Origin of the sequence: Streptomyces sp. NPDC047014 (assembly GCF_040644195.1) — a bacterium.
Classification (GTDB): Bacteria; Actinomycetota; Actinomycetes; order Streptomycetales; family Streptomycetaceae; genus Streptomyces.
In genome coordinates this window covers 1-14879 of the sequence record NZ_JBEYVX010000048.1, presented here as the reverse complement: position 1 = coordinate 14879, position 14879 = coordinate 1, and the positions used below count along the sequence as shown (strand labels likewise).

The window sequence follows — 14879 nt, the reverse complement described above, 5'->3', positions numbered from 1 at the left end:
CGTGCGCCGAATTGCCGGCCTGCTTGTCGTACCCCTTCTGCTGCTGTCGACAGCGGCGTGTGGCGATGACAGCGGCTCCGACTCCGCCCAGATGAAGAACGGGGCGCCCGCCATCACCAAGGGTGCCGAGTTCGGGCAGACGCCCACCCTGTCGAAGGGGCAGGGCGAGCCGCCGAAGGAGCTGAAGGTGGTGACCGTCAGCGAGGGCACCGGCCCGGCTCTGAAGAAGGGCGACATCGCGCAGGTCAACTACTACGGCCAGGTGTGGGACGGCAAGGAGCCGTTCGACCAGAGCTTCGGCAAGGGCAAGCCGTTCGATGTGACGATCGGCGCGGGCGCCGTCATCAAGGGCTGGGACCAGGGCCTGGAGGGCCAGAAGGTCGGCAGCCGCGTCGAGCTGGTGATCCCGCCGGACCTGGGCTACGGCGCGCAGGGCTCGCCGCCGAAGATCCAGCCGAACGCCACGCTGGTCTTCGTCGTGGACATCGTCAAGGGCACCACGGTCCCGGCCTCGGCCACGGGCAAGGAGGTCGCCCAGGACAACAAGGACCTGCCCAAGGTCGGTACGAACACGGACGGCAAGGAAGTCTCCGTGACCGTCCCGAAGGACGTGGCCCCGCCGGCCAAGTCGGTGTCGAGCTACGTGCTGGAGGGTGACGGGCCGGTGGTGAAGGACACCGACACGGTCACCGTGAAGTTCCACGGCAAGACGTGGAAGGACGACAAGACCTTCGAAAGCACGTACGCCCAGGACCAGTCGGTGACCTGGCCGCTGGAGCAGCTTTCGGTCAAGGGCCTCAAGGAGGGCATCGTCGGCAAGAAGGTCGGCAGCCGCGTCCTGCTGGTGATCCCGCCGGACATGGGCTTCGGTGACAAGGAACAGGGCACCATCCCGGCGAACTCGACGCTGGTGTTCAGCCTCGACATCCTCGCCGTGATGTAAGACTGTCCCGTTCGTCCCAACAGTTTTTGAGGAGCAGTTCCGTGAGCACCAAGCCTGAGAAGCTCGAGAAGCCCGAGATCGACTTCCCCGAGGGCCCGGTCCCGGCCGACCTCGTCATCGAGGACATCTGGGAGGGCGACGGCGCCGAGGCCAAGGCCGGCTCGCGCGTCTCCGTCCACTACGTGGGCGTGGCGTTCTCCACCGGCGAGGAGTTCGACGCCTCCTGGAACCGCGGCTCCGCGCTGCAGTTCCAGCTCGGTGTCGGCCAGGTCATCGCCGGCTGGGACAAGGGTGTCCAGGGCATGAAGGTCGGCGGCCGCCGCAAGCTGACGATCCCCGCCCACCTCGCCTACGGCGACCGTGGCGCGGGCGGTGCGATCGCCCCGGGCGAGACGCTGATCTTCGTGTGCGACCTGATGGCCGCCTGATCCAGGGCAGTCGTGAGCGCAGGGCCCCCGCCGTGAGGCGGGGGCCCTCGCTTTTGCCGGTGGCGGCCGGGACGGTACGGTCAACGGTCACGAGAGTGTCGAGAACGGGGGGAAGGGCGTCGATGGCGATTGCCAAGGCCGAGCGGCTGATGAATCTGGCGCTGTGTCTGCTGGGGACGCGCCGGCCGCTGAGCAAGCGCGAGCTGCGCGGCTCCATCGAGGCGTACATGGAAGCCGGCAACGACGAGTCCTTCAACCGGATGTTCGAGCGCGACAAGGACGATCTGCGCGAACTCGGCCTGGTCATCGAGACGGTGGAGAACCTGGACGGCGAGACGGGCTATCTGGCCCGCCGCGACAGCAACCGGCTGCCGCCCGTCTCCCTGGACGCCGAGGAGGCCGCCGCCCTGGGGCTGGCGGCGAAGGTCTGGCAGCAGGCCCGGCTGGCGGGCGCCGCCAGCGGCGCCCTGCAGAAGCTGCGCGCCGGCGGGATGCCGGAGGCGGGGGACCCGTACGGGGGCCAGGGCAGTGCCATCGAGCCGCGGATCCCCGTCCACGAGGCGGCCTTCGAGCCGCTGATGCTGGCCTGCCGGGACCGCCGTCCGGTGGTCTTCGACTACCGCAAGTCCAATGCCGCCCGGCCCGAGACCCGGCAGGTGGAGCCGTGGGCGCTGGAGTGCTGGCGCGGCCACTGGTACCTGGCCGGCTACGACCGCGACCGCGGGGCGGAGCGGGTGTTCCGGCTGTCGCGGATCACCGGGAAGGTCCGCTCCCGGGCGGGCAAGTACACCGCCGATGTGCCCGACGTGGTGACCGTACGGGAGACCGTGGCGGGCTGGGCCGGGGAGGGCGCGGACCGGTCCGCGCTGATCCGGCTGCGGGCCGGCGCGGGCTATCCGCTGCGGGCCAAGGCCACCGCCGTCCGCGAGGGCGCGGAGGGCTGGGACGAGCTGGAGATCCCCTACGGGCACGGGCTGGACGCCTGGCTCGTGGAGTTCGGCCCTGACGTCGTCGTGGTCGGGCCCTCCGACCTGCGGGCGGACGTGGTGGACCGGCTGCGGGCCGTGGCCGGGGCCTGAGACGCTTCCCGGGTACCGCCTCCGGCGCGGCGCCGGTCCGCCGCCGCGCCCCTTTCGAACCGCGACATCCACAGACGTGCCCTGAGGGGGAGACGTACCAGCATGGCTGCCAACGCCATCGACCAGACCCGCCGGATGCTGTCCCTGGTGACCTATCTGCGCGAGCGCCCCGGGGCGCACGTCGCCGACGTCGCCCGCGCCTTCGGCATCACCGAGGACGAGCTGATCTCGGACCTCGACGTGCTGCCCATGTGCGGGACCAGCTTCCGCGGCGGGGACCTGCTCGACATCGACACCGACGGGGAGCGCATCTGGTGGCGCAACCCCGACGCCTCGGGCGAGTCCACCGCCGAGCCGCTGCGTCTGGCCGCCGACGAGGCGACCGCGCTGCTGGTCGCGGCGCGGGCCGTGGCCACGCTGCCCGGGCTGCGCGAGAGCGACCGCGACGCCCTGCTGCGGGCGACCGCCAAGCTGGAGGCGGCCGCGGGGGAGGCGGCCGGGGCCAGCTCCCGGCTGTCGGTGACCTTCGAGTCGGAGGGCGGGGTCTTCGCGGACGTCGACCGGGCCATCGCGGAGCGCCGCCGGCTGTGGCTGCGCTACTACTCGCCCGCGCGCGACGAGCTGACCGAGCGCGCGGTGGACCCGATCCGGCTGTTCGCCGTGGGGCACACCTACCTGGAGGGCTGGTGCCACCTCTCCGAGGCGCGGCGCACCTTCCGCCTGGACCGGGTCGCGGAGATCCGGCTGCTGGACGAGCGGGCCGAGCCGCCGGCGATCGAGCCGCGGGACCTGTCGGAGGGGCTGGTCCAGCCGTCCGCCGAGGACCCGGAGGTCGTGGTCGAGGTCGGGCCGGGCGGCCGCTGGGTCGCGGAGTACTACCCGCACGACAGCGCCGAGGAGCTGCCCGAGGGGGGCCTGCGGATCACGCTGCGCAGCCCCGACCCGGGCTCGCTGCGCCGGCTCGCGCTGCGGCTGGGCCGCGAGGGCCGGATCGTGGCCCCCGCCGCGCTCGCGGACAGCGCCCGCAGTGCCGCGCGGGAGGCCCTGGCGGGGTACGGGGAACAGGTCTGAGGGGAGCGCGGTCCATGTCGCCCATGTCCGGGCCCGTCGCCTTCAAGGCGTCCTGTCCCGACTGTCGAGCCCGCTTCGAGCTCGACGCGAGCGCCCTGCGACTGGCCATCGGCGGCAGCCGGAGAGCCACCTTCTATTCCTTCATGTGTCCCGAATGCGGCGCCTCCGTCCGTAAACCCGCAGGTGAGCGGATTGTGGAGCTGCTGACGGGCGGCGGCGTGAGCACCCTGCGCAGCATCTGAGGCCCGTGGTGGCCTAGGCTCGGCCCATGCTGTGGCCGATGTTTGCAATCGCTCTGGGCTTCCTCGGGCTCGTCGTGCTCGCCGTCGCGGCGGTACGCGTCTTCGCGGAGGTGCGCCGGCTGTCCGCCGAGGTCGCGCTGGCGAGCCGGCGGATCACCGAGGCTTCGGGGGACCTGGAGGAGGCGGCCGCCGGGCTGGCGCGGGCCGGCCGCGGCGTACGGCAGTAGCAAACAGGACAGCCCCCGGGCGGGGAGGTCGCCGTCCGGGCGGGACGCAAGACAGGGGATGCCCGGGGATTGCCGGGCGTTTACCCCCGGGGGTTACGATCCTCGGTAGAGACAGTCCCAGGCGCCCGCCGGTGTGCTGTGAACCTCGGAGAAAAGGAAGATACCTATGTTCGGCAACCTCAGGGGTTGGGAAATCTTCATCATTCTCGGAGTCATCATCCTGCTGTTCGGCGCCAAGAAGCTCCCCGACATGGCCCGCTCCCTCGGCAAGTCGGCGCGCATCCTCAAGAGCGAGGCCAAGGCGATGAAGAAGGACGGCGAGGCCGAGACCCCCGCGCCCGCTCCGTCCGCGGACCCCAACGCCCCGCAGCAGCCCGCCCCGCGCACCATCCAGGCGGCGCCCGGTGATGTCACCAGCTCCCGTCCCGTCGGCGAGCCGAACCGCACCGCCCAGGGCTGAGCCCCGCCCGACACGCCAGTCAGCTGCAACGAGACAAGGGACGTGGGTTGCTCAAGTCTGCCCGCAAGCAAGGGAAGCCTGGACGACAGGCCAAGGACGCCGAAGGGCGCATGCCTCTCGTCGAGCACCTGCGTGAGCTGCGAAACCGCCTGATGAAGTCGGTCCTGGCGATCCTGGTGATCACGATCGTCGCCGCCTTCTTCTACCGCGAGATCATCAACTTCCTGTTGAAGCCGATGCTCGACTCCGTCGGCTGCACCAACGGCGTGGTGACCCAGCGCAACGGCCGTCCCTGCGCCGACATGACCGTGAACGGCCTGATCTCGGCCTTCTCGATCGCCCTCAAGGTCTCCTTGATGGCCGGCGTGGTGCTCTCCGCACCGGTGTGGCTCTACCAGCTGTGGGCCTTCGCCGCCCCCGGCCTGCACAGCCACGAGAAGAAGTACGCGCGCAGCTTCGTCGCGGTCGGCGCCCCGCTGTTCGCCGCCGGCGCGGTCCTCGCGTACAAGATCCTCCCGCAGACCGCGACGATCATGCTGGAGTTCACCCCCGACCACGCGCGCAACCTGCTGCCGGTCGACGACTACCTCGACCTCGTCACCCGCATGGTGATCGTCTTCGGCCTGGCCTTCGAGCTGCCGCTGCTGCTGGTCCTGCTGAACTTCACCGGCGTGCTCACCGGCAAGCGGCTCGCGGGCTGGTGGCGCGGGTTCGTCCTCGGCATCACGATCTTCGCCGCCTTCGCCACGCCCACCGGCGACCCGCCGACCATGCTGGCCCTGGCCATGCCCATCATCGCCCTGTACTTCCTCGCCCTCGGCCTGTGCCTGCTCAACGACCGGCGCCGCCGGCGCAAGGACCCCGACGCGGGCCTGAGCGACGACGAGGCATCGCAGCTGGACCTCACCCCGGAGCCGATCGGCGACCTGGCGGCCGTACCGGCCCCCGCCGCGCTGCCCGGACAGGCCGACGGCGGCCGCCAGCGCATCAACGGCTACGACGACGCCACCTGAGCGGCGGACGGCCGGACGCACGGAGGGACGGACGGCCGGGGCGGGAGCCCCGGCCGCTCCCGGGGCCGCCCCCTCACTTAAATGATCGGGACTGTTGTCGGAGGCGACGGGTAGGCTCCACAGCAAGATGACCGAAGAACTCTCCCCCGCCGAGCGGTACGCCGCTGCCCGGCGCCGCGCCGCCGAAGACGCCACCGCCCTGGCCCCCTTCCGCGAGATGTACGAATTCGACCTCGACGACTACCAGGTCGAGGCATGCAAGGCGCTGGAGGCCGGCAAGGGCGTCCTCGTCGCCGCCCCCACCGGCTCGGGCAAGACCATCGTCGGCGAGTTCGCCGTGCACCTGGCCCTCCAGCAGGGCCGCAAGTGCTTCTACACGACGCCGATCAAGGCCCTGTCGAACCAGAAGTACGCCGACCTCGTCAAGCGCTACGGCGCCGACCGCGTCGGCCTGCTCACCGGCGACAACAGCGTCAATTCCGAGGCGCCGGTGGTCGTGATGACCACCGAGGTGCTCCGCAACATGCTCTACGCGGGCTCCCAGTCCCTGCTCGGCCTCGGCCACGTCGTGATGGACGAGGTCCACTACCTCTCCGACCGGTTCCGCGGGGCCGTCTGGGAGGAAGTGATCATCCACCTCCCCGAGTCCGTCACCCTGGTCTCCCTCTCGGCCACCGTGTCCAACGCCGAGGAGTTCGGTGACTGGCTGGACACCGTGCGCGGCGACACCGAGGTGATCGTCTCCGAGGAGCGGCCCGTCCCGCTGTGGCAGCACGTCATGGCCGGCCGGCGGATCTACGACCTCTTCGAGGAGGAGTCCGACCACGGAGGCCGCGGCTCCGCCCGCCGCGAGGTCAACCCCGACCTGCTGCGCATGGCCCGCGAGGAGAACACCCGCACCTACAGTCCCAAGGACCGGCGGCGCGGCAAGATGGTCCGCGAGGCCGACCGCGAGCGCGAACGGCGCTCCCGCGGCCGGATCTGGACCCCCTCCCGCCCCGAGGTCATCGCCCGCCTCGACAACGACGGGCTGCTGCCCGCCATCAACTTCATCTTCAGCCGGGCCGGCTGCGAGGCCGCCGTCCAGCAGTGCCTGTTCGCGGGCCTGCGGCTCAACGACGAGGCCGCGCGGGTCCGCGTACGGGAGATCGTCGAGGCGCGGACGGCCTCCATCCCCACCGAGGACCTGCACGTCCTCGGCTACTACGAATGGCTCGAAGGGCTGGAGCGCGGCATCGCCGCCCACCACGCGGGCATGCTGCCCACCTTCAAGGAGGTCGTGGAGGAGCTGTTCGTCCGGGGCCTGGTCAAGGCCGTCTTCGCCACCGAGACCCTGGCGCTGGGCATCAACATGCCCGCCCGTACGGTCATCCTGGAGAAGCTGGTCAAGTGGAACGGCGAGCAGCACGCCGACATCACCCCCGGCGAGTACACGCAGCTCACCGGCCGGGCCGGGCGCCGCGGCATCGACGTCGAGGGCCACGCGGTGGTGCTCTGGCAGCGCGGCATGGACCCGGCGGGCCTCGCCGGGCTCGCGGGTACCCGTACGTATCCGCTGCGCTCCAGCTTCAAGCCCTCCTACAACATGGCCGTCAACCTGGTCAGCCAGTTCGGGCGGCACCGCTCGCGCGAGCTGCTGGAGACCTCCTTCGCGCAGTTCCAGGCGGACCGCTCCGTCGTCGGGATCTCCCGGCAGGTGCAGCGCAACGAAGAGGGCCTGGAGGGCTACCAGGAGGGCATGACCTGCCACCTGGGGAACTTCGAGGAGTACGCGCAGCTGCGCCGCGACCTCAAGGACCGTGAGACGGACCTGGCCAAGCAGGGCGCCGCCCAGCGCCGGGTGCAGGCGGCCGGCTCGCTGGAGAAGCTCAAGCCGGGCGACATCATCCACGTGCCCACCGGCAAGTTCGCCGGGCTCGCGCTCGTCCTGGACCCGGGCGTCCCGGCCGGGCGGGTCCACGGGCACCGCGGCCACGAGTACGCCGAGGGCCCGCGCCCGCTGGTGCTCACCGCCGAGCGGCAGGTCAAGCGGCTCGCCGCGATCGACTTCCCGGTCCCGGTCGAGGCCATCGACCGGATGCGGATCCCCAAGTCCTTCAACGCGCGCTCGCCGCAGTCCCGCCGGGACCTGGCCTCGCAGCTGCGCAGCAAGGCCGGGCACATCGCGCCCGAGCGGCGCACCCGCGGCCGGGCCGCGGCCGCCGACGACCGCGAGATCGCCCGGCTGCGCGCCGCGCTGCGGGCCCACCCCTGCCACGGCTGCGACGAGCGCGAGGACCACGCCCGCTGGGCGGAGCGCTACCACCGGCTCAAGCGGGACACCCAGCAGCTGGAGCGGCGCATCGAGGGCCGGACGAACACCATCGCCCGCACCTTCGACCGGATCCACGCCCTGCTGACCGAGCTGGACTACCTGCGCGAGGACGAGGTCACCGTGCACGGCAGGCGGCTCGCCCGGCTGTACGGGGAGCTGGACCTGCTGGCCTCCGAATGCCTGCGGGCCGGGGTCTGGGAGGGTCTGAGCCCCGCCGAGCTGGCCGCCTGCGTCTCGGCGCTGGTCTTCGAGGCACGGCAGTCCGACGACGCGGTCGTACCGAAGGTGCCGGGCGGCGCGGCCAAGGAGGCACTGGGCGAGATGGTCCGCATCTGGGGCCGCCTCGACGCGCTGGAGGAGGAGCACCGCATCAACCAGGCGGAGGGCGTGGGCCAGCGCGAGCCGGACCTCGGCTTCGCGTGGGCGGCGTACCAGTGGGCCTCCGACAAGAGCCTGGACGAGGTGCTGCGCGAGGCGGAGATGCCCGCCGGTGACTTCGTGCGCTGGTGCAAGCAGGTCATCGACGTGCTCGGGCAGGTCGCGGCCGCCGCTCCCTCGTCCTCGGCGGACGGCGGCAGCACGGTGGCGAAGAACGCCCGCAAGGCCGTGGACGCACTGCTGCGCGGGGTCGTGGCCTACAGCTCGCTCGGCTAGGCCGTGGTGGGGCCCGGCCCTTTTCGGGGGCCGGGCCGCCGGGCTCAGGGGCCGGTCTCCCAGCCGGGGCGGTCCTCCCAGGCGCGCAGGGTGCGCGTGCTCTCGAAGCGGTGCGGGGCGCCCGTCACCGGGTCGGTGAACTCCAGTACGCGGGCCAGGAGTTGCAGGGGCCTGCGGTAGTCGTCGGGGGCCGGTTCGGTGACCCGGGGATAGACCGGGTCGCCCAGCAGCGGCAGGCCCAGGCTGTTCATGTGCACCCGCAGCTGATGGGTGCGGCCGGTGTGCGGGACGAGGCGGTAGCGGCCCAGGCCCTCCCGGGCGGCCAGCAGTTCGACCCGGGTCTCGGCGTTCGGCGGGCCCGGTACCTCGGCCGCCGCGATGACGCCCCGGACCTTCTCGATCCGGCTGCGGACGGTGCGCGGCAGGGCGAGACCCGGGTCGACGGGCGCCAGCGCCTCGTACTCCTTGCGGACCTCGCGCCGCTCGAAGAGCCCCTGGTAGGCGCCGCGGTCCTCGGGCCGGACGCTGAACATCACCAGGCCCGCCGTCAGCCGGTCCAGGCGGTGCGCCGGGCTGAGCGCGGGCAGGGCCAGCTCCTCGCGCAGCCGGGCCAGGGCGGTCTCGGTGATGTGGCTGCCGCGCGGGGTGGTCGCCAGGAAATGCGGCTTGTCCACGACGAGCAGATGCGCGTCCCGGTGCACGACCCGCACCGCGAACGGCACCCGCGGCTCGGGCTCCATGTCCCGGTGGAACCACAGGTAGGCGCCCGGCTCGTACGGGTCCTCCGCGCGCAGGACCCGCCCGCCCGGGCCGAGGACCCGGCCCGCGGACAGCAGGCGGGCCATCGACTCCGCGCCGCGGGTGCCGGCGTAGCGGTCGGTGAGGTAGCCGCCGAGGTCCCGCCAGGTGCCGTCCGGGTCGGGCGGGAGCCGCAGCCGGACCGGGTCGATGCCGGCGCGCTGGGGGAGGGGGGAGGTCGGTGGCGGGGTTCTGCGTCTCATCGGGGACAGGCTATGCGGCGGGGCCGGGGGCTAGCGCCGCGTGAAGGTGCCCAGGTGGTCGGCGTCCAGGTACTCGACGCGCAGGGTGTTCCCGGAGAAGACCGCGCCGGTGCGGCCCACGGCGTTCTCGCCGGTGGTGACGAAGCTGAAGGTGTCGCCGTCGTAGTGGGTCAGGGGGAAGCGCAGGGGTTTGGGGCCGAGGGAGAGGGTGAGGGCGCCGTTGTCGTCGGCGGTGACGGTGGCCTTGCCGTAGTACGGGTTGTCGTAGGTGCCCGTGTACGCGGAGCTGTCCTGGGCGGGCTTGGCGGTGGCGGGCGGGTGGGCGTAGTCGGTGGGGGACCGGCCCTCGGCGGCGAGCTGGGCGTACAGCCCGCCGGTGAGGGTCAGCCAGTCGGTGGTGGCCTTGCCGTGCTCGGCGTAGTCGAAGAAGTCCAGGGCCACGGCGTCGGCGAGGCCGACGGGGGCGCCGTTGGTGAGGACGACGATGCCGAGCTTCTCCAGCGGGAGCATGGTGACGTTGGTGTTCGCGCCGAGCTCGAAGGCGCCGGAGTGGCTGAGGCGCAGGCGGCCCGCGTCGTCGTACGAGACGTTCCAGCCGAGGCCGTAGAAGCCGGTGCGGGCGGTGGGGGTGGCGGGCGGCTGGGAGACGGCGTGCGGTACGTGGGTGCGGGCCAGGGTCCCGGCGGGGACGATCCGCTTGCCGTCCAGGGTGCCGCCGGCGAGCTGGAGCCGCAGCCAGCGGGACATGTCGCGGGCGGTGGAGCTGACGCCTCCGGCGGGGGCCTGGGCGTCGGGGTCGCGGACGTAGGTGGGGCTCCAGGTGCCGTCCGGGTTCTTGACGTGGGTGGCGGCGCGGTCGGGGTCCTCGGCGAAGGTGGAGAAGAGGGTGCTGGTGCTGGTCATGCCGGCGGGCTTGAAGAGGGTGTCGTCGGCGAGCTTCTGCCAGCTGGTGCCGTGGGCGCGGGCGACGGCCTCGGCGGCGGCGGTGAGGCCGAAGTTGGTGTAGGCGTAGCTCGCCCGGAAGGGGGCGAGGGGGGCGAGGCGGAGGTGGCCCAGGATGTACGACTGGTCGTAGCCGAGGTCTTCGAGGAGGTCGCCGGCGTGGTCGGGGAGGCCGCTGCGGTGGGAGAACAGGTCGGCGGTGGTGACGTGCGCGGTGACCCAGGGGTCCTTGAGGGCGAAGCCGGGGAGGGTGGCGGGGCGGTCCCACTGGGCGGCGTCGGTGAGGGTGGCGGCGACGACCGTGGAGGAGACCGGCTTGGAGAGGGAGGCGATCTGGAAGCGGGTGTCCGGGGTGACGGGGGCGTCGTCGCCGGTGCGGCGGAGGCCGTAGCCCTTGAGGTGGATGACCTTGTCGTTGTGGACGACGGCCACGGTGACGCCGGGGACGCCGGTGCGGCGCATCATGGCCGGGACGATGTCGTCGAGGCGGGTCGCTGCGCGGGTGGCGGCGGGGGCGGAGATCTGGGGCTGGGGGGTGGGGGGTGGGGCGGCCGTTGTTGCCGTCGCCGCTGCCGCGGTGGTGGCGGTGGTGGCGGTGAGGAGGGCCGCGGCCCCTGCGGTTCCCAGGGTGCGGAGCGGGCGCATGCGGCTATTGTCCCGCTGTGGGGGGTGGGGCGCGCGGCCGGAGCCCCTGGGGGTGCGGGCCTTTCGGGGCTCCGCCCCGGACCCCGCGCCTCAAACGCCGGCGGGGCTGGATGGTGCCCCTGCGCTGTGAGCGCCTGCGGGCTGGGTTTGGGGCTCCGCCCCTGGCCCCCGCGCCTCAAACGCCGGCGGGGCTGGAGTTGCCGCCCGGTGGCGGGGCTGGAGTTGTAGTCCGGCGGGGGAATTGCGCCCCGCCGGACTGGGTGGTGGTCGGGTCAGGCGGCGGTGCGGTGTTCCTGTTCGGCTTCTACTGTGGCGTTCCAGTCGCGCTTGATCGCGCGCCAGCCCTCGTCCGTTTCGCCCTGGCGCCAGTAGCCCGAGATCGAGAGGCGTTCGCGGGGGACGCCGCGTTCCAGGCGGAGGTGGCGGCGGAGGTCCTTCACGAAGCCCGCCTCGCCGTGGACGAAGGCGTGGACGTCCGTGGAGGGGAAGCGCAGGGACTGGACCGCCTCCACCAGCGCCTCGCCCACCGGGCGGTCGCCGCGGTGGATCCAGATCGGCGTGACGCCGTCCGGGGTGGCGACCTTCAGTTCGTCCTGGGGGCCCTCGATCTCCACGAACGCGCGGACGTCCGCGCCCACCGGCATCCGCTCCATCGCCGCGGCGATCGCCGGGAGGGCGCTCTCGTCGCCCACCAGCAGGTGCCAGCCGGCCGTCGGGTCCGGGGCGTAGGCGCCGCCGGGGCCCAGGAAGCGTACGAGCTCGCCGGGCTGGGCCCGGGCCGCCCAGGGGCCGGCCAGGCCCTCGTCGCCGTGGACGACGAAGTCGAGGGTCAGCTCCAGGTGGGCCGGGTCCCAGTTCCGGACGGTGTACGCGCGCTGGCGCGGCCACTGGGCGCGCGGGAAGTCGGCGCGGATGCGTTCGAGGTCCCAGGGAGCGGGGTAGTGCACACCTGCGGGAGCGAACAGGAGCTTGACGTAATGGTCGGTGTACGTGCCCGCGCCGAACTCCGCCAGTTCCTCACCACCCAGCACAAGCCGCACCATATGCGGCGAGAGCCGCTCGGTGCGTACGACGACGGCGGTGCCGACGGTGCGGGCGCGTCCTTCTGCCACGGTGTCTCCCCTGACTCCTGCGAAACTTAGCCTTACCTAAGTTAGCACCTCAGGAGCGCAGAGCGCCGCTCAGACGTGACACGGCTCCACCCAAACCCCACCGATGGGCTAGCGCGTCGACCATCTCGGGCTGCGCCGGGGCGCTCGGCAGAGCCGGGCCGAACTGCGGCAACGGCACGTCGGAGGCCACCCGTACCACCTTCGGGGCCACCGCCAGATACGGACGTGATTCGTCCAGCCGCTTGCGCTGCGTGGGGGTGAGCGCGGACTCCGGGTCGTCGATCGCCGCGATGATCCCGGCCAGGTCGCCGAAGGCGTCGAGCAGCTTCGCGGCCGTCTTCTCCCCGATGCCCGGGACGCCCGGCAGGCCGTCGCTCGGGTCCCCGCGCAGCAGGGCGAGATCCGCGTAGCCGGGGCCGTCCACGCCGTACTTCGCGCGCAGCCACTCCTCGTCCGTGACCTGGAGGCTGCCGACGCCCTTGAGGGGGTACAGCACGCGCCGCTGCCGGGCGTCGTCCACCAGCTGGTAGAGGTCCCGGTCGCCGGTGACGATGTCCACCGGGCCCGTGGCCCGCGTGGTGAGGGTGCCGATGATGTCGTCCGCCTCGTAGCCGGCGACGCCCACCCGCGCGATGCCGAAGGCGTCCAGCGCTGCCTCGATGATCGGCACCTGCGGTGCGAGGGTGTCCGGGGTCTCCTCCACGTCCGGGCCGGTCTCGGTCAGCTCGGCGACGCGGTGCGCCTTGTAGGACGGGATCAGCTCCACCCGCCAGTGCGGCCGCCAGTCGGCGTCCATGCAGGCCACCAGGTCGTCCGGGCGGTGGTCCTGGACGAGCCGGCCGATGAAGTCGAGCAGTCCGCGTACGGCGTTGACCGGGGTGCCGTCGGGTGCGCGGACGGAATCCGGAACCCCGAAGTAGGCGCGGTAGTAGAGGGAAGCGGTGTCCAGGAGCATCAGTCGTCGTGTCGTCACGGGGTCGATGATGCCGCAACGCCACGGGCCGTCGGCCGCCCGCGGAGGGCGACGGTCCGTGAGCGGTTGTGTACGGGAAGAGCCGTGCGGGCGAAACCGGAGGCGGTTGCTGCGTAAGGTGCTTACAGCACGCCGATGTGCGACGGACATGGGGAGGGCAGCCCCGAAATGAACGACAGGGACGGCACGGACGGCACGGACGGTACGGACGGTACGCGCGGCACGATGGACGACAGGGACGAGAAGAGCAAGGACAAGGACGGCAAGGAGCCGCTGCGCGTGGGCGTCGCCGTGCGCAAGCGCCGCCGTGCGCTCTCCCTCACGCTGGCCGCGGTGTCCGCGCGCAGCGGTCTGTCGGTGCCGTTCCTGAGCCAGATAGAGAACGAGCGGGCCCGGCCCAGCATGCGGTCCCTGGAGCGGGTGGCCGACGCGCTGGAGACCACCGCCGTCGAACTGCTCGCCGCCTCGGACACCGCGCGCACGGTGGACCTCGTACGGGCGGGCGAGGAGTCCGGGCTGAATCCGGTGCCGGGGGTACGGCCGCTGGTGCGCGGTCATCATCAGCTGCACGCGCTGGAGTTCACCGGGGACCAGGACGCGGGGCGGGAGTACCAGCACCGCAACGACGAGCTGATGTACGTGGTCGCGGGCGCGTGCCAGGTGGAGGCCGAGGGGCGGGCGTACCGGCTGGAGAGCGGGGACGCGCTGTTCCTGTCGGGGGGTGTGCGGCACCGCTGGCGGGCGGTCACCGAGGACACCCGGATCCTGGTGGTCGCGGTGGGCGAGCACATCCACGCCACGTCCGAGCCGCCGGCGCCGGGGCGTTGAGCGGGGTGGCGCGGCGGGTGGTGTCGCTGGTGCCGTCGCTGACGGAGGCGGTGGCGGTGAGCGGGGCGGGGGTGCTGGCCGGGGTGACGGACTGGTGCACGCATCCTGCGGAGCTCGGCGGGGCGGGTGCGGCCGGTGCGGCCGGTGCGGGCGGGGGGCCGGTGCGGATCGGGGGGACGAAGAACCCCGACGTACGGGCGATCGTGGATCTGGCTCCTGATCTGGTGATCGCCAACGAGGAGGAGAACCGGGCCCCGGACCTGGAGGCGCTGCGCGCGGCGGGGCTGGAGGTGCTGGTCACGGAGGTACGGGACGTGCCGTCCGCGCTGCGGGAGCTGGAGCGGGTGCTGGTGGGGGCGCTGGGGCTGGTGCGGCGGCCGGGGTGGCTGGTGGACGCGGAGCGGGTGTGGCGGGGGGTGGAGCCGGGGGCTCGGCTCGATGCGTTCGTGCCGGTGTGGCGGCGGCCGTGGATGGTGCTGGGGCGGGACACGTTCGCGGGGGACGTGCTGGGGCGGCTGGGCGTGCGGAATGTCTACGCCGGGCATGCGGAGCGGTATCCGCGGGTCGCGGTGGAGGAGCTGGTGCGGGTGGGTGCGGGCTGCGACCTGGTCGTCCTCCCGGACGAGCCGTACCGCTTCACGGCGGAGGACGGCCCGGATGCCTTCCCGGCCCTCCGCCCGGCCCTCGTCAGCGGCCGCCACCTGACGTGGTACGGCCCCTCCCTGACGGAGGCCCCGACGGTACTGGGCGCGCAGCTGCGGGGCAGGGGAGCCTGACCCGGCGCCCTGCGGTGTTCCGGGTGCGGGGTGGCGCGGTGAGCGGGTTCGGCTCCGGGTCGGCTGGCCCGCGCAGGGGTGGGGCGGTGCCCCTCCGGAAGGTCTCCTCGGCTCGCGCGTGCGGGCATGGTCGTCCTGTGCGGGGTGGTTGCGCGCTCGTCCTGCGGGGAC

Annotated in this window: 15 protein-coding genes; 11 read left to right on the top strand and 4 right to left on the bottom strand. The window is 72.7% G+C overall.

What is annotated here, in order from left to right; all coding sequences use genetic code 11:
* Position 1: 1 nt before the first annotated feature.
* The 9 genes from ABZ873_RS23040 to ABZ873_RS23000 all read left to right on the top strand — a co-directional run bounded on the left by ABZ873_RS23040 (position 2) and on the right by ABZ873_RS23000 (position 8431).
* The gene (locus ABZ873_RS23040; protein ID WP_360875184.1) at positions 2-943 is read left to right on the top strand and encodes an FKBP-type peptidyl-prolyl cis-trans isomerase; all 942 of its coding nucleotides are present in this window, start codon (positions 2-4) and stop codon (positions 941-943) included.
* Positions 944-984: 41 nt separating this feature from the next.
* Complete coding sequence (locus ABZ873_RS23035; protein WP_360875181.1) at positions 985-1371, top strand: FKBP-type peptidyl-prolyl cis-trans isomerase; 387 nt, start codon at positions 985-987, stop codon at positions 1369-1371.
* 122 nt (positions 1372-1493) lie between these two features.
* Positions 1494-2450 (top strand): WYL domain-containing protein, encoded by a 957-nt coding sequence (locus tag ABZ873_RS23030; RefSeq protein ID WP_360875178.1) that lies wholly within the window; start codon positions 1494-1496, stop codon positions 2448-2450.
* A 102-nt stretch (positions 2451-2552) separates the two neighbouring features.
* Positions 2553-3521, top strand: coding sequence for a WYL domain-containing protein (locus ABZ873_RS23025; RefSeq protein WP_360875175.1), 969 nt, complete (start codon positions 2553-2555; stop codon positions 3519-3521).
* A gap of 14 nt (positions 3522-3535) precedes the next feature.
* Complete coding sequence (locus tag ABZ873_RS23020) at positions 3536-3763, top strand: hypothetical protein (protein ID WP_360875172.1); 228 nt, start codon at positions 3536-3538, stop codon at positions 3761-3763.
* 26 nt (positions 3764-3789) lie between these two features.
* Positions 3790-3990, top strand: coding sequence for a hypothetical protein (locus ABZ873_RS23015; protein WP_360875169.1), 201 nt, complete (start codon positions 3790-3792; stop codon positions 3988-3990).
* Between the two features lie 166 nt (positions 3991-4156).
* Positions 4157-4450, top strand: coding sequence for a Sec-independent protein translocase subunit TatA (gene tatA, locus ABZ873_RS23010; RefSeq protein ID WP_360875166.1), 294 nt, complete (start codon positions 4157-4159; stop codon positions 4448-4450).
* 47 nt (positions 4451-4497) lie between these two features.
* Positions 4498-5463 (top strand): twin-arginine translocase subunit TatC, encoded by a 966-nt coding sequence (tatC, locus tag ABZ873_RS23005; protein WP_360875163.1) that lies wholly within the window; start codon positions 4498-4500, stop codon positions 5461-5463.
* Positions 5464-5590: 127 nt separating this feature from the next.
* Complete coding sequence (locus tag ABZ873_RS23000; protein WP_360875160.1) at positions 5591-8431, top strand: DEAD/DEAH box helicase; 2841 nt, start codon at positions 5591-5593, stop codon at positions 8429-8431.
* A 44-nt stretch (positions 8432-8475) separates the two neighbouring features.
* On the opposite strand, the gene ABZ873_RS22995 is transcribed toward ABZ873_RS23000, so the two are convergent.
* The 4 genes from ABZ873_RS22995 to ABZ873_RS22980 form a co-directional block, all read right to left on the bottom strand.
* On the bottom strand, positions 8476-9432 hold the full coding sequence (locus ABZ873_RS22995; RefSeq protein WP_360875157.1) for an RluA family pseudouridine synthase: 957 nt from the start codon (positions 9430-9432) through the stop codon (positions 8476-8478).
* 30 nt (positions 9433-9462) lie between these two features.
* The gene (locus ABZ873_RS22990; RefSeq protein ID WP_360875154.1) at positions 9463-11019 is read right to left on the bottom strand and encodes a serine hydrolase; all 1557 of its coding nucleotides are present in this window, start codon (positions 11017-11019) and stop codon (positions 9463-9465) included.
* A gap of 272 nt (positions 11020-11291) precedes the next feature.
* Complete coding sequence (locus ABZ873_RS22985; protein ID WP_360875152.1) at positions 11292-12131, bottom strand: siderophore-interacting protein; 840 nt, start codon at positions 12129-12131, stop codon at positions 11292-11294.
* Between the two features lie 49 nt (positions 12132-12180).
* On the bottom strand, positions 12181-13086 hold the full coding sequence (locus ABZ873_RS22980) for a 5'-3' exonuclease (RefSeq protein ID WP_360875252.1): 906 nt from the start codon (positions 13084-13086) through the stop codon (positions 12181-12183).
* A gap of 243 nt (positions 13087-13329) precedes the next feature.
* Between ABZ873_RS22980 and ABZ873_RS22975 the strand changes: the two genes are divergently transcribed.
* Both ABZ873_RS22975 and ABZ873_RS22970 read left to right on the top strand, forming a co-directional pair.
* A complete protein-coding gene (locus ABZ873_RS22975; protein ID WP_360875249.1) occupies positions 13330-13932 on the top strand; it encodes an XRE family transcriptional regulator in 603 nt (200 codons plus the stop codon).
* Positions 13933-13949: 17 nt separating this feature from the next.
* Positions 13950-14708, top strand: a complete 759-nt coding sequence (locus ABZ873_RS22970) for a helical backbone metal receptor (RefSeq protein WP_360875149.1) — start codon at positions 13950-13952, stop codon at positions 14706-14708.
* Positions 14709-14879 lie beyond the last annotated feature (171 nt).